The 26,061-nt window shown below is 70.9% G+C and carries 20 protein-coding genes; 7 read left to right on the forward strand and 13 right to left on the reverse strand.

All coding sequences use genetic code 11. The features are described 5' to 3' along the window. Positions 1–5: 5 nt before the first annotated feature. Complete coding sequence (locus HWX31_RS01680) at positions 6–773, reverse strand: DUF3348 domain-containing protein (RefSeq protein ID WP_174965846.1); 768 nt, start codon at positions 771–773, stop codon at positions 6–8. 254 nt (positions 774–1,027) lie between these two features. On the opposite strand from HWX31_RS01680, the gene HWX31_RS01685 reads away from it, so the two are divergent. The 3 genes from HWX31_RS01685 (at position 1,028) to HWX31_RS01695 (ending at position 4,288) form a co-directional block, all read left to right on the forward strand. Continuing rightward, positions 1,028–2,230, forward strand: coding sequence for a DUF1444 family protein (locus tag HWX31_RS01685; protein ID WP_174965847.1), 1,203 nt, complete (start codon positions 1,028–1,030; stop codon positions 2,228–2,230). Between the two features lie 214 nt (positions 2,231–2,444). Further along, the gene (locus HWX31_RS01690) at positions 2,445–3,824 is read left to right on the forward strand and encodes an FAD-containing oxidoreductase (RefSeq protein WP_059651550.1); all 1,380 of its coding nucleotides are present in this window, start codon (positions 2,445–2,447) and stop codon (positions 3,822–3,824) included. A gap of 32 nt (positions 3,825–3,856) precedes the next feature. Beyond that, positions 3,857–4,288 carry an acetyltransferase gene (locus HWX31_RS01695; RefSeq protein ID WP_174965848.1) on the forward strand — a complete coding sequence of 144 codons (432 nt, stop codon included), beginning with the start codon at positions 3,857–3,859 and terminating at the stop codon, positions 4,286–4,288. Positions 4,289–4,327: 39 nt separating this feature from the next. Here HWX31_RS01695 and HWX31_RS01700 read toward each other — a convergent pair whose 3' ends face one another. Next, a complete protein-coding gene (locus HWX31_RS01700) occupies positions 4,328–4,606 on the reverse strand; it encodes a hypothetical protein (protein ID WP_174965849.1) in 279 nt (92 codons plus the stop codon). Between the two features lie 53 nt (positions 4,607–4,659). Here HWX31_RS01700 and HWX31_RS35135 point away from each other — a divergent pair, with 53 nt between their 5' ends. Beyond that, positions 4,660–4,782, forward strand: coding sequence for a hypothetical protein (locus tag HWX31_RS35135; protein ID WP_059617038.1), 123 nt, complete (start codon positions 4,660–4,662; stop codon positions 4,780–4,782). A gap of 58 nt (positions 4,783–4,840) precedes the next feature. Further along, positions 4,841–5,794, forward strand: coding sequence for a CgnE/CgnB domain-containing protein (locus HWX31_RS01705; RefSeq protein WP_174965850.1), 954 nt, complete (start codon positions 4,841–4,843; stop codon positions 5,792–5,794). Positions 5,795–5,812: 18 nt separating this feature from the next. On the opposite strand, the gene HWX31_RS01710 is transcribed toward HWX31_RS01705, so the two are convergent. The 8 genes from HWX31_RS01710 to HWX31_RS01745 form a co-directional block, all read right to left on the reverse strand. Continuing rightward, on the reverse strand, positions 5,813–6,310 hold the full coding sequence (locus HWX31_RS01710; RefSeq protein WP_059617034.1) for a GNAT family N-acetyltransferase: 498 nt from the start codon (positions 6,308–6,310) through the stop codon (positions 5,813–5,815). Between the two features lie 144 nt (positions 6,311–6,454). After that, a complete protein-coding gene (locus tag HWX31_RS01715; protein WP_155122478.1) occupies positions 6,455–7,189 on the reverse strand; it encodes a hypothetical protein in 735 nt (244 codons plus the stop codon). A 38-nt stretch (positions 7,190–7,227) separates the two neighbouring features. After that, positions 7,228–8,340, reverse strand: a complete 1,113-nt coding sequence (locus tag HWX31_RS01720; protein ID WP_174965851.1) for an asparaginase domain-containing protein — start codon at positions 8,338–8,340, stop codon at positions 7,228–7,230. Between the two features lie 12 nt (positions 8,341–8,352). Continuing rightward, complete coding sequence (locus HWX31_RS01725; protein ID WP_174965852.1) at positions 8,353–9,204, reverse strand: formyl transferase; 852 nt, start codon at positions 9,202–9,204, stop codon at positions 8,353–8,355. Positions 9,205–9,206: 2 nt separating this feature from the next. Then, positions 9,207–9,419 carry an MbtH family protein gene (locus HWX31_RS01730; protein WP_174965853.1) on the reverse strand — a complete coding sequence of 71 codons (213 nt, stop codon included), beginning with the start codon at positions 9,417–9,419 and terminating at the stop codon, positions 9,207–9,209. Next, positions 9,416–12,700: a non-ribosomal peptide synthetase gene (locus HWX31_RS01735; protein ID WP_175933862.1), complete on the reverse strand. Its 3,285-nt coding sequence runs from the start codon at positions 12,698–12,700 to the stop codon at positions 9,416–9,418. Before HWX31_RS01735 ends, HWX31_RS01730 begins: the two co-directional genes overlap by 4 nt. Further along, positions 12,697–19,434 (reverse strand): non-ribosomal peptide synthetase, encoded by a 6,738-nt coding sequence (locus HWX31_RS01740; protein WP_175933863.1) that lies wholly within the window; start codon positions 19,432–19,434, stop codon positions 12,697–12,699. Before HWX31_RS01740 ends, HWX31_RS01735 begins: the two co-directional genes overlap by 4 nt. 42 nt (positions 19,435–19,476) lie before the next feature. Further along, positions 19,477–20,001, reverse strand: a complete 525-nt coding sequence (locus HWX31_RS01745) for a hypothetical protein (RefSeq protein ID WP_174965738.1) — start codon at positions 19,999–20,001, stop codon at positions 19,477–19,479. Between the two features lie 442 nt (positions 20,002–20,443). Between HWX31_RS01745 and sbnA the strand changes: the two genes are divergently transcribed. Then, complete coding sequence (gene sbnA, locus HWX31_RS01750; protein WP_174965737.1) at positions 20,444–21,445, forward strand: 2,3-diaminopropionate biosynthesis protein SbnA; 1,002 nt, start codon at positions 20,444–20,446, stop codon at positions 21,443–21,445. Then, positions 21,438–22,508 (forward strand): 2,3-diaminopropionate biosynthesis protein SbnB, encoded by a 1,071-nt coding sequence (sbnB, locus tag HWX31_RS01755; protein WP_174965736.1) that lies wholly within the window; start codon positions 21,438–21,440, stop codon positions 22,506–22,508. Before sbnA ends, sbnB begins: the two co-directional genes overlap by 8 nt. A gap of 15 nt (positions 22,509–22,523) precedes the next feature. Here the strand turns inward: sbnB and HWX31_RS01760 are convergent, their stop codons facing one another. From HWX31_RS01760 to HWX31_RS01770, 3 genes are read right to left on the reverse strand one after another with little or no spacing between them, the layout of a single operon-like run. Next, positions 22,524–24,104 carry an aldehyde dehydrogenase (NADP(+)) gene (locus tag HWX31_RS01760; protein ID WP_174965741.1) on the reverse strand — a complete coding sequence of 527 codons (1,581 nt, stop codon included), beginning with the start codon at positions 24,102–24,104 and terminating at the stop codon, positions 22,524–22,526. Continuing rightward, positions 24,104–25,096, reverse strand: a complete 993-nt coding sequence (locus tag HWX31_RS01765) for an amidohydrolase family protein (RefSeq protein ID WP_174965735.1) — start codon at positions 25,094–25,096, stop codon at positions 24,104–24,106. The genes HWX31_RS01760 and HWX31_RS01765 overlap by 1 nt, the downstream gene beginning before the upstream one ends. Further along, on the reverse strand, positions 25,074–26,021 hold the full coding sequence (locus tag HWX31_RS01770) for a YncE family protein (protein ID WP_076479875.1): 948 nt from the start codon (positions 26,019–26,021) through the stop codon (positions 25,074–25,076). Before HWX31_RS01770 ends, HWX31_RS01765 begins: the two co-directional genes overlap by 23 nt. Positions 26,022–26,061 lie beyond the last annotated feature (40 nt).

The raw sequence follows: 26,061 nt of genomic DNA on the forward strand, positions 1-26,061 counted from the left end.
TCTTCTTAGCTGGCGCGAAGGGCCGCGAGCAGCCCATCCACCGTTTGAAACCGGATTTCGAGTTCGGCGAGCAGCACGCTCTGCATGTCATTGCGGAACACGTCCAGCCACGCGCCGGGCGTGACGGCCGGATGCTCGGGGTCTTGCGGGTTTTCCCGATGTTCCGGGTCTTGCGCGTCGGCCAGCGCCTGCTGCTCCGCCGCGCGCAGCCGCTCGAAGTGCGTGCCGAGCAGCGCCGGCACGGTGGCCAGCAGGCTGCGTTCGCGTGCGCCGAGCACCCGCTCCATGATCGCGTCGAGCGTCGCGAGCCGCGCCATGCCGGGCGTGCTCGCCGCCAGCGCGACGCGCAGGCGGCCGCGAAGGTTGCCGATCGCCGTTTCCATCTCCTGCTGCAGGGTCAGATAGCGCTGCCGGAAATCCGCATAGTCCGCGTTATCGGCCATCCCGCCTGCCGGCGGCGCCTGCCGCGCGCCGTTGCGGCGGCTCGCGCCGGCCGGGCGGGCAACCATCATCGCCTGCGCCAGCGCGTGGCGCACGCGCGCGCACTCGCGCTCCGCGTCGCCGCCGGCCGGGCGCGCGCCGCCGGCCGCGACCGCGGGCGGACTGCCGTTCAGCGCCGAGGACAGCGAAATCGCGTCCGTCCAGCCGAGCCATTGGCTCAGCCGGTCCGCGAGCGTCTGCCGGGATTCGGGCACGTCGGCGTCCGCCAGCCGCGCGAGCAGGCGAACGAGCGTCGGGCCGCTCAATGCCGTGCGCTGGGGGGCTTGCACCATGCTGCTACCGTCAAAAAAGGCAGCAGTTTACACGTCGCGGGCCGGTCGGCCGCCGGATTGCGGTCGGCGAGCCGGCCGCCGGAGGGGGTGCGGCGGCGCGAACGCCCGCCGGACAAGGCCGGCAGCGCGATCGGCCACGCCCGGTCTTCAAGAAATTCGCGCGGCCGGCCGATATCACTGTGCAGCGAGCCCGCCCTGCGCCACTTCCTCGCCGGTGCGCGTCGACGGACGCGAACCCGACCCGCTCACACACGATGCTCACCGATTTCGTCACGCGCCTCCTCGACCGCTTCCGCAAGCCGCCCACCCAACAGATCTTCGCCGAACGGCTGATGGCCGCGCTGCGCGCGGCCGGCGACACGCGCGCGTGGATCTACGAAAGCGAGCGGGGCCGCCTCGTGCAGCCGGACGCCCCGTCGAACGTCGTCAACCTGCACAACCTGTTTCGGGAATACGCCGGCGCGAAGCCGGCCGATCGGCACGCGACGCTGAAGCACCAGGCGAGCGCCGTGGTCGGGCACGCCATTCCGGCGCGCCTGGCGGACGCGCAAGCGAAGCTGCGGCCGGTGATCCGGAGCGCGTCCGAGCGCGGCGAGATCCATCTGCAGATGGCAACCCGCCCGGAGCTCGCGTTCCGGCCGCTGTGCGAGAACCTCGAGATCGGCATCGCGTACGACAGCGAGTTCAGCGTGTCGCGGCTGACGGCGACCAAGCTGCAGGAATGGGGGATCACGTTCGACGAGGCCTACGACATCGCGATCGACAACCTGCGCGCCGAGTCGTCCCGCCCGTGGCTGGCGTTGCAGAACGGCGTGTTCCTGGCGCAGTTCGGCGACTACTACGACGCGGCGCGGCTGCTGCTGACCGACCTGCTGTACCGGCAGCCGATCGCCGGCGCGCCGGTCGTGATGGCGCCGAACCGGGCCGTGCTGCTGCTCACCGGCGATCGCAATCCGGCAGGGTTCGACACGATGCTGCAGGTGGCCGAGCGGGCGTTCGCGCAGCCGCGCCCGCTGCCGCCGCTGATGCTCCGCTGGGACGGCGCGGCCTGGCGGCGGTTCGTGCCGGAGGGGTTCGCATCGCGGCTGCAGCAATTGTGGGTCAGCGAGCTCGCCGGCGACTACCGCGACCAGCAGGCCCTGATGGACGAGGTCCACGCACGCGACGGGCTCGACGTGTTCGTCGCGCAGTACAGTGCATACCGGCGGCCGAGCGGCGAATTGTTCAGCATGAGCGTGTGGACCGAAGGCGTGCATTCGCTGCTGCCCGACACCGACAGCGTCATGCTGTTCCGGCCGCAAACGCAGCAGTCCGCCACCGTGCCGATGGCCGAGCTGCTGCGCCTGTGCGGCGACCTGATGACGGCCACCGCACATCGCCCGGTGCGCTACGAGGTGAAGGCCTTCCCGGACGAGGCGCGGTTCCTGGCGCTGATGGAGAAATACCCGAAGCCCTGAGCGCCGCCGGCGCATCAGAGCCCCGCCCGCCGGAGCCCGGCCGGCCCGCCATGAGCGGGCCGAACGGCGATTCTGGCACGCTTCCCGCTACGCTGATAGGGGCTCCCCGCGCGCCCGAACCGCTCGCGAGCCCCCGCCGGCAGGTCTACCATAGGCGGACGCGCGGGCCGTGCACGCGGCCCCGGCCCACCCCGCAGCAGCGAAGGAGAACGCCATGACCCAGCACTTCGACGCGATCATCATCGGCACCGGGCAGGCCGGCCCGCCGCTCGCCGCCCGGCTGTCCGGCGCGGGCATGAGCGTCGCCATCGTCGAGCGGGGCCGGTTCGGCGGCACCTGCGTGAACACCGGCTGCATCCCCACCAAGACGCTGATCGCGAGCGCGTATGCCGCGCATCTCGCGCGGCGGGCCGGCGAATACGGCGTGACGGTCGGCGGACCGGTCACGGTCGACATGCCGCGCGTGAAGGCGCGCAAGGACGAGATCTCCGCGCGCTCCAGCCACGGCGTCGAGCAGTGGGTGCGCGGGCTGGAACGCGCGACGGTGCTGCAGGGCCACGCGCGCTTCGAGAGCGCCCGCACGGTGCGCGTCGGCGACACGCTGCTGGAGGCGGAGCGGATCTTCGTCAACGTCGGCGGGCGCGCGCTGGTGCCGCCGATGCCCGGCCTCGACCAGGTGCCCTATCTCACCAACTCGACGATGATGGACGTCGATTTCCTGCCGGAGCACCTGATCGTCGTCGGCGGCAGCTACGTCGGGCTCGAATTCGGCCAGATGTACCGGCGCTTCGGCTCGCGCGTGACGATCGTCGAGAAAGGCCCGCGCCTGATCCGGCGCGAGGACGAGGACGTGTCGCACGCGGTGCGGGAGATCCTCGAAGCCGAAGGCATCGACGTGCAGCTCGACGCGAACTGCCTGAGCGCGCGGCGCGACGGGCACCGCGTCGTCGTCGGGCTCGATTGCGCGTCCGGCGCGCGCGAGGTCGCGGGCTCGCATCTGCTGCTCGCCGTCGGCCGCGTGCCGAACACCGACGATCTCGGGCTCGCGCACGCCGGCGTCGAGACCGACGCGCACGGCTACATCGAGGTCGACGAGCAGCTGCGCACGAACGTGCCCGGGATCTGGGCGATGGGCGACTGCAACGGGCGCGGTGCGTTCACGCATACGTCCTACAACGACTACGAGATCGTCGCGGCCAACCTGCTCGACAACGATCCGCGCAAGGTGTCGGACCGCATCCCCGCGTACGCGATGTTCATCGACCCGCCGCTCGGCCGCGTCGGGATGACGCAAGCCGACGCGATGCAGACGGGACGCCGGCTGCTGGTCGGCACGCGGCCGATGACGCGCGTCGGCCGCGCGGTCGAGAAAGGCGAGAGCCAGGGCTTCATGAAGGTGATCGTCGACGCGGACAGCCACGCGATCCTGGGCGCGTCGATTCTCGGCGTGACGGGCGACGAAGTCGTGCATGCGCTGCTCGACGTGATGGCCGCGAACGCGCCGTACACGACGATCAGCCGCGCGATGCACATTCATCCGACGGTGTCGGAGCTGGTGCCGACGTTGCTTCAGGATCTGCATCCGCCCGGTTAGAATTCGCGGCGCTCAACCTCACTACAACAACGATGACGATCCGAGAACGCACCCCCGAAGACAATCCCGCGCTGCTGGACATCTGGCACCGCGCCGTGCAGGCCACGCACGCTTTCCTCACCGAACAGGACATCGCCGAACTCTACCCGCAGGTTCGCGATCTCTACCTGCCGAGCGTCGCGGTATGGGTCGCCGAAGCCGACGACGGCCGCGTCGCCGGCTTCATCGGCGTGAACGACGCGCAGGTCGAAATGCTGTTCGTCGATCCCGAGCGGTTCGGCCAGCGCGTCGGCACGCGCCTGCTCGATCATGTCCGCGCGAAGCATGCGCGCCTGACCGTCGACGTCAACGAGCAGAACCCGGGCGCGCATGCGTTCTATCGCCGCTACGGCTTCCGGGACGTCGGACGCTCGGCGACGGATTCCGCCGGCAGGCCGTTTCCGCTGATTCACATGGCGTATTGATTCATCGGCAAGCGGGCGCCGCGGGATGGCTTGACGAATTCAATCATTCGAAACGATTTGTTCAATTGAAATCATGATCGGCAATTCCGATTGCCTATCCCGATTCCATTTCCATGAATTTATTAAAATCCCGCCCGGTTTTAACCATTCTTTCGCCCGCCCGCTCGCCACGCAGCCCGAAAACACGGCAAATTCCCCGTGTTTAGTGCATCCCAGGTAAAAACAATGCCCCCGATTGCATTCGCCAAAATCGTCAATTAATATCGAACCCGCTTGTAAGGCATCGACAATAAATGTCGCACAGGCAGTGGCGGCCAACCCGCCGTGTTTCCGTGTAGAAGGTCTCGTATACATCGAATAGGAGAACTGACATGCAGGAAAATCAGCAAATCGACTTGGTCGAGTGGATGCAGGAAGACACGCATCCGGAAGCCGTCGACATGATGGTCGCGGATGCCGTGGTGCCGTTCGGCACCGCGCTCTGGCCGCTGTAAGCGCGCCGTTCGACCAGGCGGAAGGGCGTCGTCCCTTCCGCCGCTTCCGGAGACACGCATGCTGAACCTGCACCGCGCGCTCGGCTTTCATCCCGCGCTGCGCGACAAGCTCGCGCGCGCAGACCAGGCCAAGCTGCTGATCGCCTACGACGCGCGCAATCGCGACATCGCGTTGCGCGCTTTTTCTACGCTGCCCGCGTCGCTCGACGCGACGACCCTCTGCCTCGAAACCACCGCGCCCGCCGAGATCGTCGCGGCAATCGGCCGCGCCGACCTGTTCGTGCTGCTGTACGACTCGTCCACGCTGCCGACGCCGTCGCCGAGCGGCCCGCCGTTCCTCGCGGCGATCCGGCCGGCGATCGTCGAGCACTGGAGCAAGTCGGTGCTGTTCAAGGACTACGGCCCGCATCTCGACGAAGCGTTCGCGGAATCGCTCGACGACATCGCGGCGCGCAACGCACGCCTGATCGACGCCGCCGCGCGCGCGTCGCAGATCCATTTCGTCGATGAGGCCGGCAACCGGCTGACGGGCTCGCTCGCGCCGGACCAGAAATGGACCAGCGTGGACGGGATGGGCAACCTCGACGTCGTGCCCGGCGAGATCGCGACGCACGTGACCGACCTGCGCGGCTCGATCGTGTTCAGCGGCACCTTCCTCGGCACCGTGCCGTTCGCGGTCAAGTACAAGGTCGCGGAGCGGCTCGCGACGCTGCATGTCGAGGACAGCACGATCGTCGATTTCGACAGCGAGCATCCGGACTTCCAGCGCGATTTCGCGTCCTACCTGGACCGCCACGAGAATCACCGCCGGGTCGAGGAATTCGGCATCGGCACGAATCTCGGCATCAAGGGCCTGTACGGCCGCAACGCCGGTTTCGAGGAGCGGCATCCGGGCCTGCATCTCGGCCTCGGCGGCGGCGCGCAAGGCAGCCACCATCTCGACCTGATCTTCGCGAACGGCACGCTGGCGTTCGACGACCGGATCGTGTTCGACGGCGCCTTCGCGGTGTGACGCCGGCGCGGCACGGGCTTACGCCCGTTCCCCCAGCCACTTGTACATCACGAGGCTGTCGACCAGCCCGAGCCGCGCGTGGCGATACGCGCGCGGCAGGCGGCCGACGATCTCGAACCCGAGCTTCTGCCACAGCGCGACCGCGGCTTCATTGGTCGACACCACCGAATTGAACTGCATCGCGAGAAAGCCGCGTTCGCGCGCGACCTCCTGCGAGTGCTCGCACATCCGGCGCGCGACGCCGCGGCCGCGCGCCGCTTCGCTCACCATGTAGCCGCAGTTGCAGACGTGGCTGCCCGGACCCGCCGCATTCGCCTTCAGGTAGTACGAGCCGAGCAGCACGCCGTCCTCTTCCGCGACCCAGGTGCACAGCGGCGCGTCGAGCCACACCGCGCGCGCGGCATCCTCGGTCGGCGCGGGGTCGAATGCGTAGGTTTCCTGCGCAGCGACCACTGCGCGGTAGGTCGGCCAGAAACGGGCGAAATCGTCGGCGGTCATCGGGCGAAGCGTGATCATGCGGGTCCTTGGGAATCGAAGGGTTGGCTGACGCAGCACCTGCGATTCTAGGCTCGATCGACGCCGTCCGCTGTCGACGCTTCGCCGTCGGCGGCAGGCGCCGCGCACCCGGCGGATGCGCGGCGCCCATGCGTGCGGGAGCGCTCAGATGATCGACACGCCGGTGGCCGGCACGTACATGAAGCAGTAGAACGTGTACGCGATGACGATGTCGTTCGGATTGCCCTGGATCAGCGGCCCCTGGTTCACCGTCCAGTCGGCGGTGGGCGGCCACGCGATCGGCTGGCCCGCGAAGTCGAAGTTCGTCACCTGGTCGCCGCCGTCCTTCTGCGACCACGAATCGAATTGCGACGTCGAGTCGCAGCGCACCCAGTGGTAGTCGCCCGGCCAGCCGACCGACGGATCGCCCGGCGAAATCAGCAGCGCGACATAGTGCCCGACGCCGCCCTGCGCGCGCACGTGCTGGACCAGGTCCGCCTGCGTCGACGAGCCCAGGTTGACGAGCCCGTCGAGCTGCGCGCCCTTGACCACGTCAGGCCCCGTCGGCGGCGACGTGAGGAAGTAGCCGTGCATCCGCCCCGGCTGCGCGAACGAGTTCGACGCGATGTTCGCCGAGTAGTTGTAGCAGTTGTTGTTCACCTGGAACTTGTAGGACATGAAGCATCCGTCGCAGTTGGCCGCCGGATCGTAGGCGATCGACGTGCCGACCACGGTGGGCGCGTATTGCGGCACCCGCCTGCCGCCCGGCACCGTCACGTAGTGCGGCGCGATCTGCTGGCCGGCGGCGGCTTCCATTCCCGGGGCGAGCACCGCGTAGCGCGGATCGTCCTCGTGAGTCATCCCGCTCAGCCGGTAGCGTGCATAAGGTTTCATCAACATCATCTGCCTCCTTGGGTTGAGTGAAGCGCCGCCCCGGCTCAGTGGACGGGCCGCGTTTTCACGGCCGCGGTCTCGGGCGGCGTGATTTCTCCCGCCAGGCTCTGCTGCATCGTCTTGCGGATGTCGGCGGGCGCCATGCCGGTGCTGATCAGACAGACGAGCTTGGCGAGGGATGCTTCGGGCACCATGTCGTACGCGCTGATCGCGCCGGCCTGCGCGAGCCCCGAGCCGGTCTCGTACGCGTCGATGTTGACCGAGCCGGCCAGCACCTGCGTGTTGTCCATCAGCTCGACGCCCGCCTCGGTCGCGTTCGACAGCACCTGCAGGAAATCGGCGGCCGACGGGCCGTTGCCCTCGCCGAACGCCTCGATCACGACGCCCTTCACCGCGGGCTCGCTGCGGTTGATCATCGCGTTCGCGACCGATGCGCCGATGCCCGGGTACAGCGTCATGATGATCGCCGCGAAGCCGTGCACCGCCTGCGCCTGGCTCGCCAGCCGCGCCTGCACGGCCGCGAGGTTCGCGGGATTGTCGAGCGACGTGCTCCAGTCCGGCGGCGGCAGCAGCAGCGCCGTATTGATCGAGATCTGCGCGGCCACGGTCGCCAGCGGCGGGAAATTCGGCGACGAGAACGCCGCGAACTGGTTCGCGTTGACCTTGACCGAGCGGTTGCCGCGCAGCAGCAGCGAATCGAAGTACAGCAGGCTCTCCGGAATGCGCGTCGTGCCGGCGAGCACGATCGCGCCGACCAGGTTGGTCAGCGCGTCGTTGAGGGTCATCGCGAGCGGCACCTGCGAGCCGGTGAACACGACGGGCTTCGAGAGGCCCGGCAGCAGGAACGACATCGCGGCCGCGGTGAACGCCATCGTGTCGGTACCGTGCAGCACGACGAAGCCGTCGTAGTCGTCGTACACCGCAACGAGCGATTGCGCGATCGTGATCCAGTCGGACGGCGTCATGTTCGAGCTGTCGAGCGGCGTGTCGAACCACGCCACCGTGTAGTCGAGCCCCGGATAGCCGGCCACCTGTCCGCCGGCGAGCCCCGGCATCGATTCGATCAGCGCCTGGAACTGCGGCCCCGGCATCGGCGCGAGCGGTGTACCGTCGCAGCCGATCGTGCCGCCCGTATAGAGAACATGGACTCGGCTCATCGTCGCTCTCCTTCAGGTCTGCGTAACATCTCCGGTCACGCGCCGCGCGTCGCCGGCCGCCACGCGAGCCGGCGTGCCGGCCGCCGGAATGCCGAGCCGCCCGCGCTTGCGCCGCAAGAACAGCCGCAGGTCGTGGAACAGGTTGCGGTCGCGGTTGCGGTACTGCCGCCCCACCGGCGGCTGCGGCGTGCGCGGCAGCGGCATGCCCGCGCGCAGCCCGTCGAGCAGCTCGACGAGCCGGTGGATGGCCGCCTTCTCCGCGCGGCAGTAGAGCTTTTCGGCGGTGTCGTCCGGATACAGCGGCGGCGTCACCTGCGCGATGATGTCGCCGGTATCGACCCCGCTGTCGACGAAGTGGATCGTCGAGCCGATCCGGTCGAACGCGCGGTCGTAGAGCGCGAAGAAGAAGCAGTGATTGCCGCGGTACCACGGCAGGAATCCGCCGTGGATGTTGACCGTCGTGCCCGCCGCCGCCAGCGTGCGGCGCGACAGGATGCTCGTGCAGATCACCACGGTCACGTCGGGCGCGGTCGCCTCGAGCAGCTCGACGACTTCGTCGCGGTTGATCCAGTCGACCGTCAGGCTCGGCGGCACCGGCCATTCGGGCGCGTCGGGATCGAGTGCGAAATACGCGCGGCGGTATGCGTCCAGCCCGACCAGCGTGCGGCGCCAGCGGTGATACGCGAGCGCCGCCCAGTCGATCCAGCGCTTGCGGCGCCACAGCCGCCGGTGCTGGCAGCGCGACGGCTCGACCACCAGCGCGGCAAGCCCGAAGCGGCGATGCAGCTCGGCGGCGAGATAGCGATGGTGCGCGTCGTCCGACGCGAGCAGCGCGATCCGCAACGGCGATGCAGGTTGGGCCATGATCAGTCTCCCCCCAACGCCCGGCGCAGCGACAGCGGCCGCATGTCGGTCCACGCCTCGCGGATGTGTGCGAGGCAGGCGGCCCGGTCGCCCTCGAAGCCGGTCCCGCTCCAGCCGGGCGGCAGCGCTGCGTGCGCCGGCCAGAGCGAATATTGCTGCTCGTCGTTGACCACGACCAGGTAGCGCGTCGGATCTTCGTCGTCGTCCTGTGTCATCTGCAGTCTCCTTGAGTGTCGGGCCCGGCCGTCTCGCCGAGCAGTGCCCCGAGTTCGGCGGGCGTCGCGCGCGCCAGCTCGGCATCGATGATCGCGACGGCCAGTTCGGCGACGGTCGGCGCCTCGAACAGCAGGCGCAACGGCAATTCGACGCCGAGCCGCGCGCGGATCCGGGCGGCGACCCGGGTCGCGAGCAGCGAATGGCCGCCCAGCTCGAAGAAGTTGTCGTGCAGGCCGATCCGCTCGACCTTGAGCACCTCGCTCCAGATCGCCGCCAGCGCGGCTTCGAGGGGCGTGCCCGGACGCGCGTCCGGCTGCGCCGCCCCCGTCGCGGGCTCGAGGGCCGGCAGCGCCGCGCGGTCGATCTTGCCGCTCGGCGTGAGCGGCATCGCGTCGACCGGCACGAACAGCGCCGGCACCATCGACTCGGGCAGCCGCGTGCGGCAATGACGCCGCAGCGCGCCGACGTCGAACGCGACGTCGTTGCCGCGCGCGGCGATCACGTACGCGATCAGCCGGCGGCCGCCCGCGGGGTCCGGCCCGTCGACCACCACCGCCTCGCGCAGGCCCGGCGCGTCGCGCAGCACGGCTTCCACTTCGCCCGGCTCGACCCGCACGCCCCGCACCTTGATCTGCCGGTCGCGCCGGCCGAGAAACTCGAGCGCGGCGTCGCCGCGCCGGCGCGCGAGGTCGCCGGTGCGGTACATCCGCGCGCCCGGCGACGGCGAGAACGGATCGGGCACGAAGCTCGCCGCGGTCTGGTCCGGCTGGCCCAGATAGCCGCGCGCGGGCAGGCAGCCGCCGATGTACAGCTCGCCGGGCAGCCCGTCGGGCACCGGCGCGCCGTGCCGGTCGAGCAGATAGAGCCGCGCGCCCGCGATCGCGCGGCCGATCGGCGGCAGCTCCGGCCACGCGTCCGGCGCGCCGTCGAGCGTCCACTCGGACGCGACGTGGGTTTCCGTCGGGCCGTACTGGTTGCGCAGCGTCGCGACGCGATGGCGGCGCACGAACGCCGCGAGCTGCGGCGACACCTGCAGCTGTTCCCCGGCGGTGACGATCTCGCGCAACGCGAGCACGCTTGCCTGCGGATCGTCGGCCGCCGTCGCGGCCAGCGCCTGGAGCGCCGCGGCCGGCGCGAAGATCCGCTCGATGCGGTCGGCCGCGAGGCGGCGCAGCAGCGCCGCCGGATCGCGCCGCTCCTCCTCGCTCGCGAGCACGAGCGTCGCGCCCGCGCAGAGCGTCGTGAAGATCTCCTGCGCCGATACGTCGAAGTTGAGCGACGTGAACTGCAGCACGCGCGCGGGCGCGGGCGCGGTGGCATGCTGCCACGCGATCAAATTCGCGAGCGGCCCGTGCGGCATCGCCACGCCCTTCGGGCGCCCGGTCGAGCCCGACGTATAGAGCAGGTACGCGAGCGCGTCGCGTTGCGCAGCGGCGAGCGCCGGGCGCGACGGCGGCGCGTCCGCATCGACCGGCACGAGCGCGGGCGCCGCGAACGGCGGCGTCGCGCCGGCCGTGATCACGGCCGCGAGCCGCGCATCCGCGCAGATCGCCGCGAGCCGCTGCTCCGGGTAGACGGGATCGAGCGGCACGTAGCAGGCGCCCGCCTTCAGCACCGCGAGCACCGCCACGAGCTGCTCGATCGAGCGGCCGATATAGATGCCGACCGGCACGTCCGGGCCCGCGCCGCGCGCCGCCAGCGCGTGCGCGAGGCGCGCGGCGCGGCTGTCCAGCTCGCCGTAGGTCAGCGTGCGTCCGCCCTGCCGCAGCGCGATCGCGTCGGGCGTGCGGGCGGCCTGCGCCTCGACGCGCCGATGCACGAGCGGCGGCGCCGCCTCGGCCGCCCACGGCGACGCGGCGGCGGCCAGCACCGCGTCGCGCTCGCGTTCGTCCATCAGCGGCAGGCTGCCGGCCGCCTGCTCCGGCGCCGCGAGCGCGGCGCCGAGCAGCGTCGTGAAGTGGCGTGCGAGCCGCTCGATCGTCGGCGCGTCGAACAGGTCGGTCGCGTATTCGACGATGCCGCGCAGCCGGCCGCCCACCTCGATCATCGACAGATGCAGGTCGAACTTGGCCGTGCCGATGCCGACCTCGCGATAGTCAGGGTTGCGCCCGTCGTCCGCCGCGTCCGCCGGCCGGCTGCCGGTGTCGTCGAACGCGTTCAGCACGAACATCACCTGGAACAGCGGGTTGTGGTTCAGCGCGCGCTGCGGCCGCACCGCCTCGACGAGCCGCTCGAACGGCAGGTCCTGATGCGCGTAGGCGGCGAGCGTCGTCTCGCGCACCGCCGCGAGCAGCTCGCGGAAGCCGCGCGCGTCGTCGACCCGGCTGCGCAGCACGAGCGTGTTGGCAAAGAAGCCGATCAGCCCTTCCAGCTCGACGCGGGTCCGGTTCGCGATCGGCGTGCCGACGACGACGTCGTGCTGCCCGCTATAGCGCGCGAGCAGCAGCTTGAACGCCGCCAGCAGCACCATGAACGGCGTCGCACCTTCGCGCTGCGCGAACGCGCGCACCGCGCGCGTCGTCGCCGCGTCGAGCGAGAAATTGTGCAGCGCGCCGCGATAGCTCGGCACCGCCGGGCGCGGCCGCGCGCACGGCAGGTCCAGCGGCGCCGACGGCGCGCCGTCGAGCTGCGTCCGCCAGAACGCGAGCTGCCGGTCGAGCACGTCGCCGGCGAGCCAGTCGCGCTGCCAGATCACGAAGTCCGCGTACTGGATCGGCAGCGGCGCGAGCGGCGCCTGCAGGCCCGCGGCGTAGGCCGCGTACAGCGTGCTGAACTCGCGGTGCAGCACGCGCATCGACCAGCCGTCGGAGATGATGTGATGGATCGTCAGCACGAGCAGGTGCTCGTCGGGCGCGAGCCGGATCACGCGCAGGCGCAGCAGCGGCGCCGCGCCGAGATCGAACGGGCGCGCCGCCTCGTCGATCGCGAGCCGCTGCGCGGCCGCCGCGCGCTCGCCCGCGGGCAACGCGGACAGGTCGGTCAGCGCGAGCGGCAGCGCGACGGCCGGCTCGACGATCTGCACCGGGTGGCCGTCCTCGACGTCGAAATGCGTGCGCAGCGTCTCGTGCCGCGCGAGCAGCGCCGCCAGCGCGCGCTCGAGCGCATCCTGGGCGAGCGCGCCGCGCCACGGCACGATGTCGTACATGTTGTAGATCGCCTGCCCCGGCTGCAATTGCTCGAGGAACCACAGCCGCTCCTGCGCGAACGACAGCGGAAAGACGAACACGTCCTGTTCGGCGACGTCGGGCTCCTGCTGCACGGCCGTGTCGAGCGGGTTCATTGCGCGTCACTCCGCGTCGCGGCGGCACGGCGCGCACGATAGATCGCGCGCGGCACGCTCACCAGCTCGGGGCCGGACGAAGGCGGCGCGCCGTTCGCACGGAGCTCGTCGACCGCGCGCGCCAGGTCGGCGAGCGTCGGCGTCTCGAAGATCGTCCGCAGCGGCATCTCCGCGCCCAGCTCGTCGCGCAGCCGCGAAATCACCTGCGTCGCCAGCAGCGAATGGCCGCCGATGTCGAAGAAGTGATCCGTGCGCGCAATCCGCTCGATGCCCAGGATCCTGCCCCAGATGGCCGCCACCGCGCGCTCCGTGTCGCCGCGCGGCGGCTCGCCCGCGTCGCCGGTCGCCCGCCCGCCGGGCACGGGGAGCGCCGCGCGATCGAGCTTGCCGTTCGCATTGACGGGAATCGCATCGATCGCGACGAAATGCGCGGGCACCATGTATTCCGGCAGCCGCTGCTTGCAATGGCGGCGCAGCGCGTCGTCGTCCGGCGGCGCGGCCGGATCGGCCGCGACCACGTAGGAGACCAGCTGGCGGTCGGCCGCATCGCCGCGGCAGACCGTCACCGTGGTCCGCACCGCCGGGTGCGCGCGCAGCGCCTCGTCCACCTCGCTCGGCTCGATCCGGTAGCCGCGGATTTTCACCTGCCCGTCGGCGCGGCCCAGGAATTCGAGCGTGCCGTCGGCGCGCAGCCGCGCGAGATCCCCGCTGCGATACAGCCGCGCGCCCGGCTCGCCGCCGAACGGATCGGGGATGAAGCGCTCGGCCGTCAGGTCCGGCCGCCCGACGTAGCCGCGCGCCACGCATGCGCCGCCGATCAGGACCTCGCCCACCGTGCCCGTCGGCGCGAGCCGGCCCGCATGATCGACGACGTACAGCGTCGCATGCGGCAGCGCGGGTGCGATCGACAACGGCTCGCCTTCGGCCGGCGGCGCGGCCAGCGTCTGGATCGAGCAGAACACCGTGGTCTCGGTCGGGCCGTAGGTGTGCATGAAGACCGGAACCTGCGACGCCTGCATCGCGGCGCGCACCTTGGCCGCGTCCACCCGGTCGCCGCCGACCAGCAGCAGCCGCGCGCCGAGATAGGCGTCGGGGCGATGCGCGACGGTCTGGCCGAACAGCGCCGCGGTCTGGTACAGCACGCTGATCCGCCGATCGGCGAGCGTCGCGGCGAACTGGTCCGGAATCAGCAGCTCATCGCGCCCGATGCCGACGAGGCACGCGCCCGCGGTCAGCGCGCCCCAGCATTCGAACGCCATCACGTCGAAGGCGGGACTGGAGCTTTGCGCGACGCGGTCGTCGGCCGCGATCCGCGCCGGCCGCATCGCGTCGAGCAGCCACAGCAGCTGGCGGTGCTCGATCATCACGCCCTTGGGCTTGCCGGTCGAGCCGGACGTGAAGATGATCTGCGCGAGCTGCCCGGGCGCGTTGCGCTGCTTCAGCGGCTGCGCCGAGCGCATCGCGATCGCGGCGGCCTCCGCGTCGAGATCGAGCAGCGTGACGCCCGGCATCGGCGGAATCTCGCGGCCGCCGGCCGCGATCACGAGCTCGACGTTCGCGTCGGCGAGCATCGACGCGAGCCGCTCGGGCGGGTTGCGCGTGTCGAGCGCGACGAACGCGCCGCCGGCCTTCCACACCGCGAGCATCGAGACGATCAGCGCGGCCGAGCGGTCGAGCCACAGCCCGACGCGCGTGTCGACCCCGACGCCGCGTGCGCGCAGCAGCCGGGCCAGCCGGTTCGCGCGCGTCTCGAGTTCGCCGTAGCCGAGCGTCGCGTCCGCGAATTCGAGGGCCGGCGCGTCGGGCGCGCCGGCGGCCCGGCGCGCGACGAGCGCATCGATGGTCGGGCCGGCCGCGAGCGGCGCGGCCGGCTCGGCGAGCCCCGTCAGCAACCGCGCACGCTCGTCCGCGCCGATCAGGTCGAGGCCGTCGACCGGCGCGTCCGGCGCGGCGGCGATCGCGCGGATCAGGTTCGCGAGGTGCGCGGCCATCGTCGCGACGGTCGCCGGGTCGAACAGATCGCTCGCGTATTCGATCACGCCGGACAGCGTATCGCCGGCTTCCGCGAGTGCGAAGGTGAGGTCGAACTTGGCCGTGCCGCCCGTCAGCACCTCGGGCGGCGCGGCGTCGGCCGCGCCGTTGGCCGCCGCCTGCCCCTTCGCGGCGCCGGTGGCCGCCTGGAACAGCAGCATCACCTGGAACAGCGGGTTGTGGCCGAGCGTGCGCTCGGGCTGCAGCTCCTCGACGAGGCGCTCGAACGGCAGGTCCTGGTGCGCATAGGCGGCCAGCGTCGTTTCCCGCACGCCGGCCAGCAGCGTGCGGAACGATGCGCGCGCATCGATCCGTGTGCGCAGCACCAGCGTATTCACGAAGAAGCCGATCAGGTCCTCGAACTCGGCGCGGGTGCGGTTCGCGATCGGCGTGCCGACCACGATGTCGTGCTGGCCGCTGTAGCGGCTGAGGAACAGCTTCAACGCCGCGGTGATCGCCATGAACAGCGTGCCGCCCTCGGCCTGCGCGAGCGCGCGCAGCGCCGACGTCGACGCCGCGTCGATCGTGAACGGCAGCAGCCCGCCTCGGTAGCTCTGCACCGCCGGCCGCGGGCGGTCCGACGGCAGCGTCAGCACCGCCGGCGCCCCGGCCAGTTGCTCGCGCCAGTAGCCGAGCTGCGACGCCAGCGTGTCACCCTGCAGCCACTCCCGCTGCCAGGCCGCGAAGTCCGCGTACTGGATCGCCAGCGGCCGCAGCGGCGACGCCCGGCCCTCGTCGAACGCCGCATACAGCGCCCCCAACTCGCGGTACAGCACCCGCATCGACCAGCCGTCCGACACGATGTGATGCAGCGTCAGCAAAATCACGTGATCCGCGTCGCCCAGCCGCACCAGCCGCGCGCGCAGCAGCGGCGCCGCGCCCAGGTCGAACGGCCGTGCCGCCTCTTCCGCCGCGATCGCCTGCGCCGCCGCCTCGCGCTCGCCCGCCGGCAGCCCCTGCAGATCGCTGATCACGAACGGCACCGTTGCTTCGCCCGCGATGCGCTGCACCGGCTTGCCGTCCTGCGCCTCGAAATGCGTGCGCAGCGTCTCGTGACGCCGCACGATCTCGTTCAGCGCACGCTCCAGCACCGGCGCGCGCAGCGGCGCACGCAGCCGCAGCACGAGCGGAACGTTGTACAGCGCGCCGTTCGGATGCAGCTGGTCGAAGAACCACAGCCGCTCCTGCGCGAACGACAGCGGCGCCGTGCGAACCTCGGCGGGCGCCGCCGCCGGCCCGGCCAGCAGGCGTGCGAGCAGCGCGCGCTTGTCCGCCGCCGTCATGCCGTCGAGCGTGGCGGCATCGACGGCGGCCGGCGCCGCACCACCGCCGGCCGGCTGCCGGCGCAGCGCCGCATCGATCGCGTCGTCCGCCGCGCGGGCGTCGCCGCTCGCCGCCAGCACGCGCAGCAGGTCGTCCAGTTCCGGCCCGCCCGCCGCGCCGCGCGGCGCGGCGGACTGCGCGCGGTCGACGATCGCCGCGAGGCCCGCGACGGTCGGCGTTTCGAAAACCGTGCGCAATGGCAGTTCGAGGCCGAAGCGGTCGCGCAGGCGCGACACGAGCTGGGTCGCCAGCAGCGAATGCCCGCCGACCTCGAAGAAGCTGCGCTGGATGTCGATGCGGGCGGTCTCCAGCAGTTCGGCCCAGATCGCCGCGACGGCCGCTTCGGTCGCGGTGCGCGGCAGCGCCTCGTCGGGGACGTCCGGGGCCGGTGCCGGCGCAGCCGCGAGCGCCGCGCGATCGATCTTGCCGTTCGGCGTGAGCGGCAGCGCGGCATGCACGTAGAACGCCGACGGCACCATGTAGCCGGGCAGGCGTTCGCGCAGGTAGTGCCGCACCGCTTCGACGTCGAGCGCCGGGTCGGCGGACGCCAGATGCGCGTCGAGCCGCCGCTGCGCGCCCTCGCCGTGCGCGACGACCGCCGCATCGCCGACGCCCGGCGCGGTGCTCAGCACGGCCTCGATTTCGCCGAGCTCGATGCGGAATCCGCGGATCTTGACCTGCTCGTCGGTGCGCCCGAGGAAATCGAGCGTGCCGTCCGCGCGCAGGCGCACGAGATCGCCGGACCGATAGAGCCGCGCGCCCGGCTCGCCTGAGAACGGATCGGGCACGAAACGCTCGGCGGTGAGGTCGGGACGGCCGAGATAGCCGCGCGCGAGCCCATCGCCGCCGATGGTCAGTTCACCGGCGACGCCCGGCGGCACCGGCTCGCCGTACGGATCGAGCACGTAGAGCCGCGTGTTGATGCACGGCCGCCCGATCGGCATGCGCCCGGTGGCCGGATCGTAGCCGCCCGTCGACACCCAGATCGCGGTCTCGCTGGGACCATAGCCGTTCAGAACGCGCCGCCCGGCGGCCCAGCGCGCGGCAACCGCGGGCTCGACCGTCTCGCCGGCCATCATCAGCAGTGCGAATTCCGGCAGGTTCGCGTCCGGCGTGATCGCGCACGCGGCGGGCGGCAGCACGGCCGCCGTGATGCGCCGCTCGCGCAGCAGCGCGGCGAGCGGCGCGCCGGGCGCGCGCGCATCGGCCGGCGCGACGTGCAGGCAGGCGCCGGCCGTCCATGCGAGCAGCATCTCGAAGATCGACGCGTCGAAGCCGACCGCGGCAAAGGACAGCACGCGATCGGCCGGCGTGAGCCTCAGCAGCGCGCGCTGGTTGAACACGACGCGCGCCAGCCCCTGGTGCGTGACGGCGACGCCCTTCGGCGTGCCGGTCGAGCCGGACGTGAAAATCACGTACGCGCACTGCGCGGGCAGCGGCTGCGGCCGGTACGCGAATGCGCCGGCGACGGCCGCCGTGTCCGCCGGGTCGACGAGCGCGATGCCCTCGGGAATCCAGTCATGCCCGTCGCGCGGATCGCCGAGCACGATCCGCAGCGACGCTTCGGTTGCGATGTGCGCGAGACGCCGGCACGGCAGCGCGGGGTCCAGCGGCACATACGCGGCGCCGGCCTGCAGCACGCCGAGGAACGCGACCGCGAACGCCGCGGACGGCCGCAGGCAGACGCCGACCCGGTCTTCCGCGCCGATGCCGCGCGCGGCGAGCGCGACGGCGACGCCTTGCGCGCGCCGCATCAGCTCCCGGTAGCTGAGCCGGCCGTCGGGCGCGTCGAGCGCGGGACGGTCGGGGAACGCCGCGGCGAGCTGCGCGATCAGTTCGGTCACCGGCAGATCGGGCACGTACGGATGGCGCGGGCCGTTCCAGTCGTGAAGCAGCGCATGCCGCTCGGCCGCGGACAGCAGCGGCAGCCGCCGGACCGGCAGGTCGGGCTGCCGGGCGATCGCGGCGAGCAGGGTCTGGAATTGCGCGGCCATGCGGCCGATGGTTGCGTCGTCGAACAGATCGCGGCTGAACTCGAACACCGCGCCGAGCCCCGCGCCGTCGTCCGAGATCGCGAGCGACAGATCGAAGCGCGCCATCCCGTTGCGCGGCGCCGCCGGATCGGCGGGCTGCGCCGTGCCGGCTCCGGCCCCGGCCCTCGATTCGCCGTCGGTCTGCAACGCGAACAGCACCTGGAACAGCGGGTTGTACGCGAGGCTGCGCTCCGGCTGCAGTTCCTCGACGAGGCGCTCGAACGGCAGGTCCTGGTGCGCATAGGCGGCCAGCGTCGTTTCCCGCACGCCCGCCAGCAGCGTGCGAAACGATGCACTCGCATCGATCCGCGTGCGCAGCACCAGCGTGTTCACGAAGAAGCCGATCAGGTCCTCCAGCTCTTCGCGGGTGCGGTTCGCGATCGGCGTGCCGACCACGACGTCGTGCTGGCCGCTGAGCCGCGCCAGCAGCACGGCAAAGGCGCCGAGCAGCACCATGAACAGCGTGCCGCCCTCGGCCTGCGCGAGCGCGCGCAGCGCCGACGTCGACGCCGCGTCGATCGTGAACGGCAGCAGCCCGCCTCGGTAGCTCTGCACCGCCGGCCGCGGGCGATCCGACGGCAGCGTCAGCACCGCCGGCGCACCGGCCAGCTGGTCGCGCCAGTAGCCGAGCTGCGACGCCAGCGTGTCGCCCTGCAGCCACTCCCGCTGCCACACCGCGAAGTCCGAGTACTGGATTGCCAGCGGCCGCAGCGGCGACGCCCGGCCCTCGTCGAACGCCGTGTACAGCGCCCCAAGCTCCCGGTACAGCACCTGCATCGACCACCCGTCCGACACGATGTGATGTAGCGTCAGCAAAATCACGTGATCCGCGTCGCCCAGCCGCACCAGCCGCGCGCGCAGCAGCGGCGCCGCGCCCAGATCGAACGGCCGCGCCGCCTCTTCCGCCGCGATCGCCTGCGCCGCCGCCTCGCGCTCGCCCGCCGGCAGCCCCTGCAGATCGCTGATCACGAACGGCACCGTGGCTTCGCCCGCGATGCGCTGCACCGGCTTGCCGTCCTGCGCCTCGAAATGCGTGCGCAGCGTCTCGTGACGCCGCACGATCTCGTTCAGCGCACGCTCCAGCACCGGCGCGCGCAGCGGCGCACGCAGCCGCAGCACGAGCGGAACGTTGTACAGCGCGCCGTTCGGATGCAACTGGTCGAAGAACCACAGCCGCTCCTGCGCGAACGACAGCGGCGCCGTGTCCGTCCCCTCCCGGCGAGGAATCGTCTCCCGTTCCGTGCCCTCCCTTCCGATCAACCGCTGTTCGAGCGCCTGACGCTGCGCGGTGGTGAGCGCGGCCAGCCGCACGCCGCCCTCCGAAGAGGAATCCTTATTGATTGTCATCGTTCAGTCACCGCTCCGGCGTAGCGGCCCCGGTCGAATGTCTCAGGGCCGCAGGCTTGCGAAATAACCCGCCCATGCAATGCTCTCGCCGAACGCGGAAAGCTCATGGGGCTCGATGCTGTGGATGTCGGGACGGGACCAGATGTCCCTCACTTCGTCGATGTAGCGCGAATAGGCAAACGCGATCTTCGCCATATGCCGCTCGGGCGCGCCGAGCTGGCGCACGGTTTGCAGGTACTGGACCATCACCTCGCAGCGCTCGAGCTCCTGGCCGGGCGAAGACAGCACCGCGAGCCGGCGTTGCAATTCATGGTCGGCTTCCGCGATCGCCTGGCGGATCTCGACCGCGTTCCACGCGGCGGCCAGCTTGTCGTACAGGTTGCGGTACGACGACGCGAACGCATCGTGGATCGACGCCGGCCCGCCGGGAAGCGCCCCGTGCGCGACCGACTCCGGCATTGCCTTGCCGTTGCCGTTGTACGGCCCGGGCACCGCGGCCTCCCCGTCCTGCGACGGACTACGATGGTTTCCGGTTTTATTGCCCATATCGCCTTCCCCATCGGACATGATTTCGCCTCCTTTGTCGGCGCGCGTAAATCGATGCTTATGTATAGTACGCCATTTATTTTATGCAACCATTTAACTTAAATATCCACCCACATAAAAACGCCACACACCGGCAATTAAAAAACCTCGACAAAGATCGTTGAAGGATTCGAAACGATGCCGCGGCTTGTGTGTGTTTTCCGCGCGGCGGATGCTGCATCGCAATACCGGCGGGGCTCCGACGGCGCGCATCGATTGCCTTGACTCTTTGCTTTCGTATAGTACTATTCGCGTCATTCGCGCATTCCGGATTAATTTTCTCCGAAAAGGCGCGATATTAATAATCGAATCGAATACAAACCAAAATTCGAAAACCACGAATACGGAGACCCGTCACCGGAAATTCACCGGAAAATTCACACCCGCACCCATCAAATCGATTCTCTTATTGGGGAGTTATCGAATGTACGCCGACAGGCCGAGCGAACTGATGGTCGGAGACGCGTTTATCCGTCTCCGCGGCATCGTCCCGGAAGGGGTGGTGCACTTGAAAATAGAAGGCTTCACTTCCGGGGGCTCGATCAAGTCCAAGACCGCGCGCCACATGCTCGACCAGTTCGAGGCGCGCGGCAATGCGCATCGCGGCCAGCGCTTCATCGAAAGCTCGTCGGGCAACCTCGGGCTCGCGCTCAGCATGATCGCCGCCGAACGCGGCTACCGGTTCACCTGCGTGTGCGACCCCAATCTTTCGCCGCAGACGCACAAGCTGATGCTGGCGTTCGGCGCGAAGGTCGTGGTCGTGACGGAGCGCGACCAGAACGGCGGCTTCCTCGGCACGCGCCTCGCGTATATCCGGCGGCAGCTCGAGGAAGACCCCGGCCTCGTCTGGCTCAACCAGTACACCAGCGCCGACAACGCGGGCGCGCACCTGCGCTTCACCGGCCCCGAGATCTTCTCGGCCTTTGCGCGCGTCGATTTCCTGTTCGTCGGCGCCGGCACGACCGGCACGCTCGGCGGCCTGTCGCGCTACGCGCGCCGGCATTCGCCGCACACCCGCATCATCGCGGTCGATTCGGTCGGCTCGGTGACCTTCGGCATGCCGTCGGGCAAGCGCTACATCTCGGGGCTCGGCACCAGCTGCCGGCCGCCGATCGCGGACCACTGCGAGATGGATGCGCTCGAGATGATCGAGGAAGCGGACACCATCGTGATGTGCCGCCGGCTCGCCGCGCAAGGGCTGCTCGTCGGCGGCTCGACCGGCACCGTGCTCAGCGCGGTCGCGCGCCGGGCGCAGAGCATGCCGCCCGACGCGGTGATCGTCGCGATCTCGCCCGATCTCGGCGACCGCTACGTCGACACGATCTACGACAACGGCTGGGTCGAGGCCCGCTTCGCCGGCCTGCTCGAACGCTGCCGCATGACGATCTCCGATGCCCCTCTGCTCTGGGAGCGCCACCATGGCTGACACCTACTCGCTCGATCGCGCGTCGACGCCGGCGGGCGACGCCGCCGGCACGGACCCGTTCGCGTTCTCGATCGTCGCGGGCGACACGGTGCGCGACCTCATCGCCGCGTCGTTTCCGGCGGTGGTGGACATCGTCCGCGACGCGTATCTCGCGCAGGCCGACGGCATCGCGCACAATCCGCCGAGCCATTTCCTGCGCTTCGCCGACCGTCCGCGCGACCGCATCATCGCGCTGCCCGCCGACCTCGGCGCCGAGGCCGGGCTCGCCGGAATCAAATGGATCGCGAGCTGGCCCGAGAACGTCGAGCGCGCGATCCCGCGCGCGTCGGCCCTGCTCGTGCTCAACCGGCGCGACACCGGCTATCCGCTCTGCGTGATGGAAGCGTCGATCATCAGCGCGGCGCGCACCGCGGCGTCGGCCGTGCTCGGCCTGCAACGGCTCGGCGCCGGACGGCTGCCGCCGCACCCGCGGATCGGCGTGGTCGGCTGCGGCGTCATCGCGCGAAACATCGTCGACATGATCCTCGCGCAAGGCATCACGCCGGCCAGCATCGCCGCGTACGACCTCAGCATCGACGACGCGCAGCGCCTGCTGGATCACGTCGGCCCGCACGCGGCGCCCGAGCCCGCGTCGTCCGTCGAAAGGCTGGTGCGCGGCAGCGACGTGGTCGTGTTCGCGACGACGGCGGCGCGCCCGCACGTGCTCGAACCCGGCTGGTTCGCGCATGCGCCGGTGGTGCTGAACATTTCGCTGCGCGATCTCGCGCCGGACGTCATCCTCGCGGCCGACAACGTGCTCGACGACATCGATCACTGCCTGCAGGCGGATACGTCGCCGCATCTCGCCGAACAGCAGGTCGGCCATCGCCGCTTCGTCACCGGGACGATCGCCGAAGCGATCCGGGGCACGCTGCGCTTCGATCCGGCGCGGCCGGTGATCTATTCGCCGTTCGGCATGGGCGTCCTCGACCTCGCGGTCGGACGCCATGTGTACGCGGCCGCGCGGCGCGCGGGACGGGTCGTCGACGTGCCGGGGTTCTTCGCGGAGCGGGTGCGCTGGTGAGGCGACGCGTGCCGCTCAATCCTTGCCGAGCTGCCCGTCGCGCAACCGCCAGACGCCGAGCGGATTGCCGTCCTGCAACGCCTCCGGCAGCAGCGCCGGCGGCAACGCCTGGTAGCACACCGGCCGCAGGAAGCGCTCGATCGCGAGCGTGCCGACCGACGTCGTGCGTGAATCCGACGTCGCCGGGAACGGCCCGCCGTGCACCATCGCATGCGCGACCTCGACGCCGGTCGGATAACCGTTCGCGAGTATCCGACCGGCCTTGCGCTCGAGCGTCGGCAGCAGGCGGCGCGCGAGCGCGTAGTCGTCCGGGTCGAGATGCAGCGTCGCGGTCAGTTGCCCTTCGACGTGCTCGGCGAGGTCGATCATCTCGTCGATGTCGCGGCACGTGACGATCAGCGACGTCGGCCCGAAGATTTCGTCCTCGAGCCGCGGGTTCGACACGAACGCGGGCTGCGTCGTCGCGAACAGCGCGGGCACCGCGGCCGCCTGTGCACCAGTCTGCGCGCCTTGCGCGACCGCGCTGACGCCGTCCGCCGCCGCGCGCTGCGCGACGCCGCGCGCGTAGGCTTGCGCGATCCCGGTCGTCAGCATCGTCTGCGCGCCCTTCCGGCCGAGCGCCTGCGCGGCCGCGTCGATGAACGCCGGCGTGTGCGGCCCGTCTAGCACGACCACGAGCCCCGGATTCGTGCAGAACTGGCCGACGCCGAGCGTCAGCGATTCGACGAAGCCGCGCGCGATCTCGCCGCCGCGCGCCGCGAGCGCGCCGGGCAGCACGAAGCCCGGATTGATGCTGCTCATTTCCGCGTAGACCGGAATCGGCTCGCGCCGCTGCGCGGCGACGTGCATCAGCGCGAGCCCACCGCCGCGCGAGCCGGTGAAGCCGACCGCCTTGATCGCCGGATGCGCGACGAGCGCCTCGCCGATCGCGTTGCCCGCGCCGATCACGAGCGAGAACACGCCTTCCGGCAAGCCGCACGCGGCGACCGCCTGCCGGATCGCGCGCCCGACGAGCTCCGACGTGCCGAGATGCGCGGGATGCGCCTTCACGACCACCGGGCAGCCGGCCGCGAACGCCGACGCCGTATCGCCGCCCGCCACCGAGAACGCGAGCGGGAAATTGCTCGCGCCGAACACCGCGACCGGGCCGACCGGAATCTTCTGCAGCCGCAGGTCGGGACGCGGCAGCGGCTGCCGGTCCGGCAGCGCGGCATCGAGCGTCGCGTCGAGCCAGCGGCCGTCGCGCACCAGCGCCGCGAACAGCCGGAGCTGGCCGACCGTGCGCGCGCGCTCGCCTTCGAGCCGTGCGACCGGCAGCGCCGATTCCTGATGCGCACGCGCGATCAGCGCGTCGCCGAGCGCGACGAGGTGGTCGGCGATCGTCTCCAGAAAGCGCGCGCGCACGTCGAGCGGCATCGCGCGAAACGGATCGAACGCGGCCGCCGCGAGCGTGCATGCCCGATCCACGTCCGCCGCGTCGCCCGCGCCGTACTCGGGTTCCAGTTCGACGCCGCGCGCCGGATCGAACGCGCGCAGCGTCCCTGCCGTGCCGCGCACCGACGCGGCGCCGATCAACATCTCTCCAGTGATCTGCATCATTCACCTGCCTGCTTTCGCTGTTCGTCCATGTCGTCCATGCCGATCCGGTAGATCCGGATCGCGTTGTCGTGCCAGATCGCGCGCCGCGCCGCGTCGTCGAGGTCCGTCAGCGCCGCGGCGAAGGTGCGCAGCAATGCGGAATACGTGACCCGCAGCCCCGCCACCGGGAAATTGCTCGCGAACATGCAGCGCTCCCAGCCGAAGATCGCGATCGCGTCGCGGATGATGCGCCGGTTCTCCACGTCGTTCCACGCGGCGTCGCGCAACCCGAATTCGGACAGCTTCACCGACACGCGCGGCAGCGCGGCCAGCGCTTCCATCCCGCGCCGCCAGCGCGCGAGCCCGGCGTCCGAGCGGTCCCACGGCAGCCCCGCATGTTCGAGCACCACGTCGACGCCCGGCGCATCCGCGAGCGTCGCGGCCGCTTCGCCGAGATGCCAGAACGGCACCCGCAGATCCCAGCATAGGCCGTGCGCGGCGAGCCGTTCAAGCGCGGCGGGCCAGCGCGGATCGCGCAACGAGCCGGGGCCGTCGGCCGTCGCATCCGGCGCCGGCGCGGTACGCGGCTTGAAGCGCACGCCGCGCACTCGCGGCCATGCGGCCTGCTCGGCGAGCCGTTGCGCCGCGTCGTCGGCGAGCAGGTCGACCCACGCGACGACCGCCGACGGCAGCCCGTGCGCGGCCGCGACGTCGTGCAGCCAGCGCGTCTCCGCCAGCGCCTCGTCGTGCGCTCGCTCGGCTTCCACATGCACGCTCGCGACGAGCGGCGCGCCTTGCGCTGCCCGCCGGTAGTCGTCCACGTCGAAATCCCGGCGCAACGCCGCGTAGTCGCCGAGGATGAAGCGCGACGGATCGTACCGATCCTGCAGCCACGGATAGTGCGCGCCCGCATCGAGCCGCCACAGGTGGTGATGCGCGTCGACGAGCGCCTCGGGCATGCCGTCCAGGATGCACTCCCCGCGCACGTCAGCGCGGGCCGGCGAGCACATACGACGCATCCGGTTCGCGCAGCGTCGGCATCGCGCCGACGAAGCGCCACGCGTCGAGATCGAGCTCGCGCACGTAGTCGTCCTGGAACGACACGTAGGCCGCGCGCCGCGACGGATGGAACGACAGCGCGGTCGGATTCGCGGGCAATGCCACGCGCTCGATCTCCTCGAGCTGCTGCGCATCGAACACCGAGATCGACTGCTCGCCCGAATTGGTCAGCAGCAGCAGGTCGCGGCCGTCCGGCGCGCTCGCGCGGTAGATGCGGTTCGGATCGCTGCGCGTCTTCACGCGGCGGCCGCAGGTCATCGTTTCGGTGTCGATCGCGACCAGCGTGTCGTCGCCGCGGTTCGCGACGTACAGCGTGCGCTCGTCGCTCGACAGCGCGTTGCCCTCCGGGCGCGGCCCCGGCATCACCGCGCGCGGCGCGACCGTCGCGTCGCGCGGATGGAACTGCGTGACCGTGTTCGACAGCAGGTGCACGCCGTATGCGCGGCTCGCGTCGCGCGTCAGCGTGACGAGATGGGTCTTCACGCCGCCGGACGGCACCGCCAGGTTCGGCACCGCCTGCTCGGCCGGACGGTCGAACACGAGCAGCATGTCGTGCGCCTCGCTCATCGCGTACAGGCGGCCTTCGCGGTCGCTCGCCATCCCGTGCGGCCGGTAGTACGGCCACAGGTCGAGCATGCGCGTATGCGTGCGTTCGACGAGGTCGATCTCGGCGATCCGGTGGTCGCCTTCGTGGCCGCGCGTCCACGCGGTCTCGATCCCGAAGATGCCGACGTACGCGTAGCGGTCGTTCACATCGACGGTGAACTCGTGCGGGAAGTTCGGCAGCACGATGTGCTTGAGCGCGGCTCGCGTTTCGAGGTCGTAGAAGCTGAAGGTGTGTGCGCACTTCTGGACCAGCAGCAGGATGTCGTTCATGGTGATTCTCCGTCATTCAATCTTGCCGCCGCGGCGCGTG

Source organism: Burkholderia ubonensis, assembly GCF_902833085.1.
In the GTDB taxonomy this organism is placed as follows: domain Bacteria; phylum Pseudomonadota; class Gammaproteobacteria; order Burkholderiales; family Burkholderiaceae; genus Burkholderia; species Burkholderia ubonensis.

Coding starts and splice junctions, on each gene's coding strand:
- HWX31_RS01680 (WP_174965846.1), bottom strand. CDS start 773: ATGGTGCAAGCCCCCCAGCGCACGGCATTGAGCGGCCCGACGCTCGTT.
- HWX31_RS01685 (WP_174965847.1), top strand. CDS start 1,028: ATGCTCACCGATTTCGTCACGCGCCTCCTCGACCGCTTCCGCAAGCCG.
- HWX31_RS01690 (WP_059651550.1), top strand. CDS start 2,445: ATGACCCAGCACTTCGACGCGATCATCATCGGCACCGGGCAGGCCGGC.
- HWX31_RS01695 (WP_174965848.1), top strand. CDS start 3,857: ATGACGATCCGAGAACGCACCCCCGAAGACAATCCCGCGCTGCTGGAC.
- HWX31_RS35135 (WP_059617038.1), top strand. CDS start 4,660: ATGCAGGAAAATCAGCAAATCGACTTGGTCGAGTGGATGCAGGAAGAC.
- HWX31_RS01705 (WP_174965850.1), top strand. CDS start 4,841: ATGCTGAACCTGCACCGCGCGCTCGGCTTTCATCCCGCGCTGCGCGAC.
- HWX31_RS01710 (WP_059617034.1), bottom strand. CDS start 6,310: ATGATCACGCTTCGCCCGATGACCGCCGACGATTTCGCCCGTTTCTGG.
- HWX31_RS01715 (WP_155122478.1), bottom strand. CDS start 7,189: ATGTTGATGAAACCTTATGCACGCTACCGGCTGAGCGGGATGACTCAC.
- HWX31_RS01720 (WP_174965851.1), bottom strand. CDS start 8,340: ATGAGCCGAGTCCATGTTCTCTATACGGGCGGCACGATCGGCTGCGAC.
- HWX31_RS01725 (WP_174965852.1), bottom strand. CDS start 9,204: ATGGCCCAACCTGCATCGCCGTTGCGGATCGCGCTGCTCGCGTCGGAC.
- HWX31_RS01730 (WP_174965853.1), bottom strand. CDS start 9,419: ATGACACAGGACGACGACGAAGATCCGACGCGCTACCTGGTCGTGGTC.
- HWX31_RS01735 (WP_175933862.1), bottom strand. CDS start 12,700: ATGAACCCGCTCGACACGGCCGTGCAGCAGGAGCCCGACGTCGCCGAA.
- HWX31_RS01740 (WP_175933863.1), bottom strand. CDS start 19,434: ATGACAATCAATAAGGATTCCTCTTCGGAGGGCGGCGTGCGGCTGGCC.
- HWX31_RS01745 (WP_174965738.1), bottom strand. CDS start 20,001: ATGTCCGATGGGGAAGGCGATATGGGCAATAAAACCGGAAACCATCGT.
- sbnA (WP_174965737.1), top strand. CDS start 20,444: ATGTACGCCGACAGGCCGAGCGAACTGATGGTCGGAGACGCGTTTATC.
- sbnB (WP_174965736.1), top strand. CDS start 21,438: ATGGCTGACACCTACTCGCTCGATCGCGCGTCGACGCCGGCGGGCGAC.
- HWX31_RS01760 (WP_174965741.1), bottom strand. CDS start 24,104: ATGCAGATCACTGGAGAGATGTTGATCGGCGCCGCGTCGGTGCGCGGC.
- HWX31_RS01765 (WP_174965735.1), bottom strand. CDS start 25,096: ATGTGCTCGCCGGCCCGCGCTGACGTGCGCGGGGAGTGCATCCTGGAC.
- HWX31_RS01770 (WP_076479875.1), bottom strand. CDS start 26,021: ATGAACGACATCCTGCTGCTGGTCCAGAAGTGCGCACACACCTTCAGC.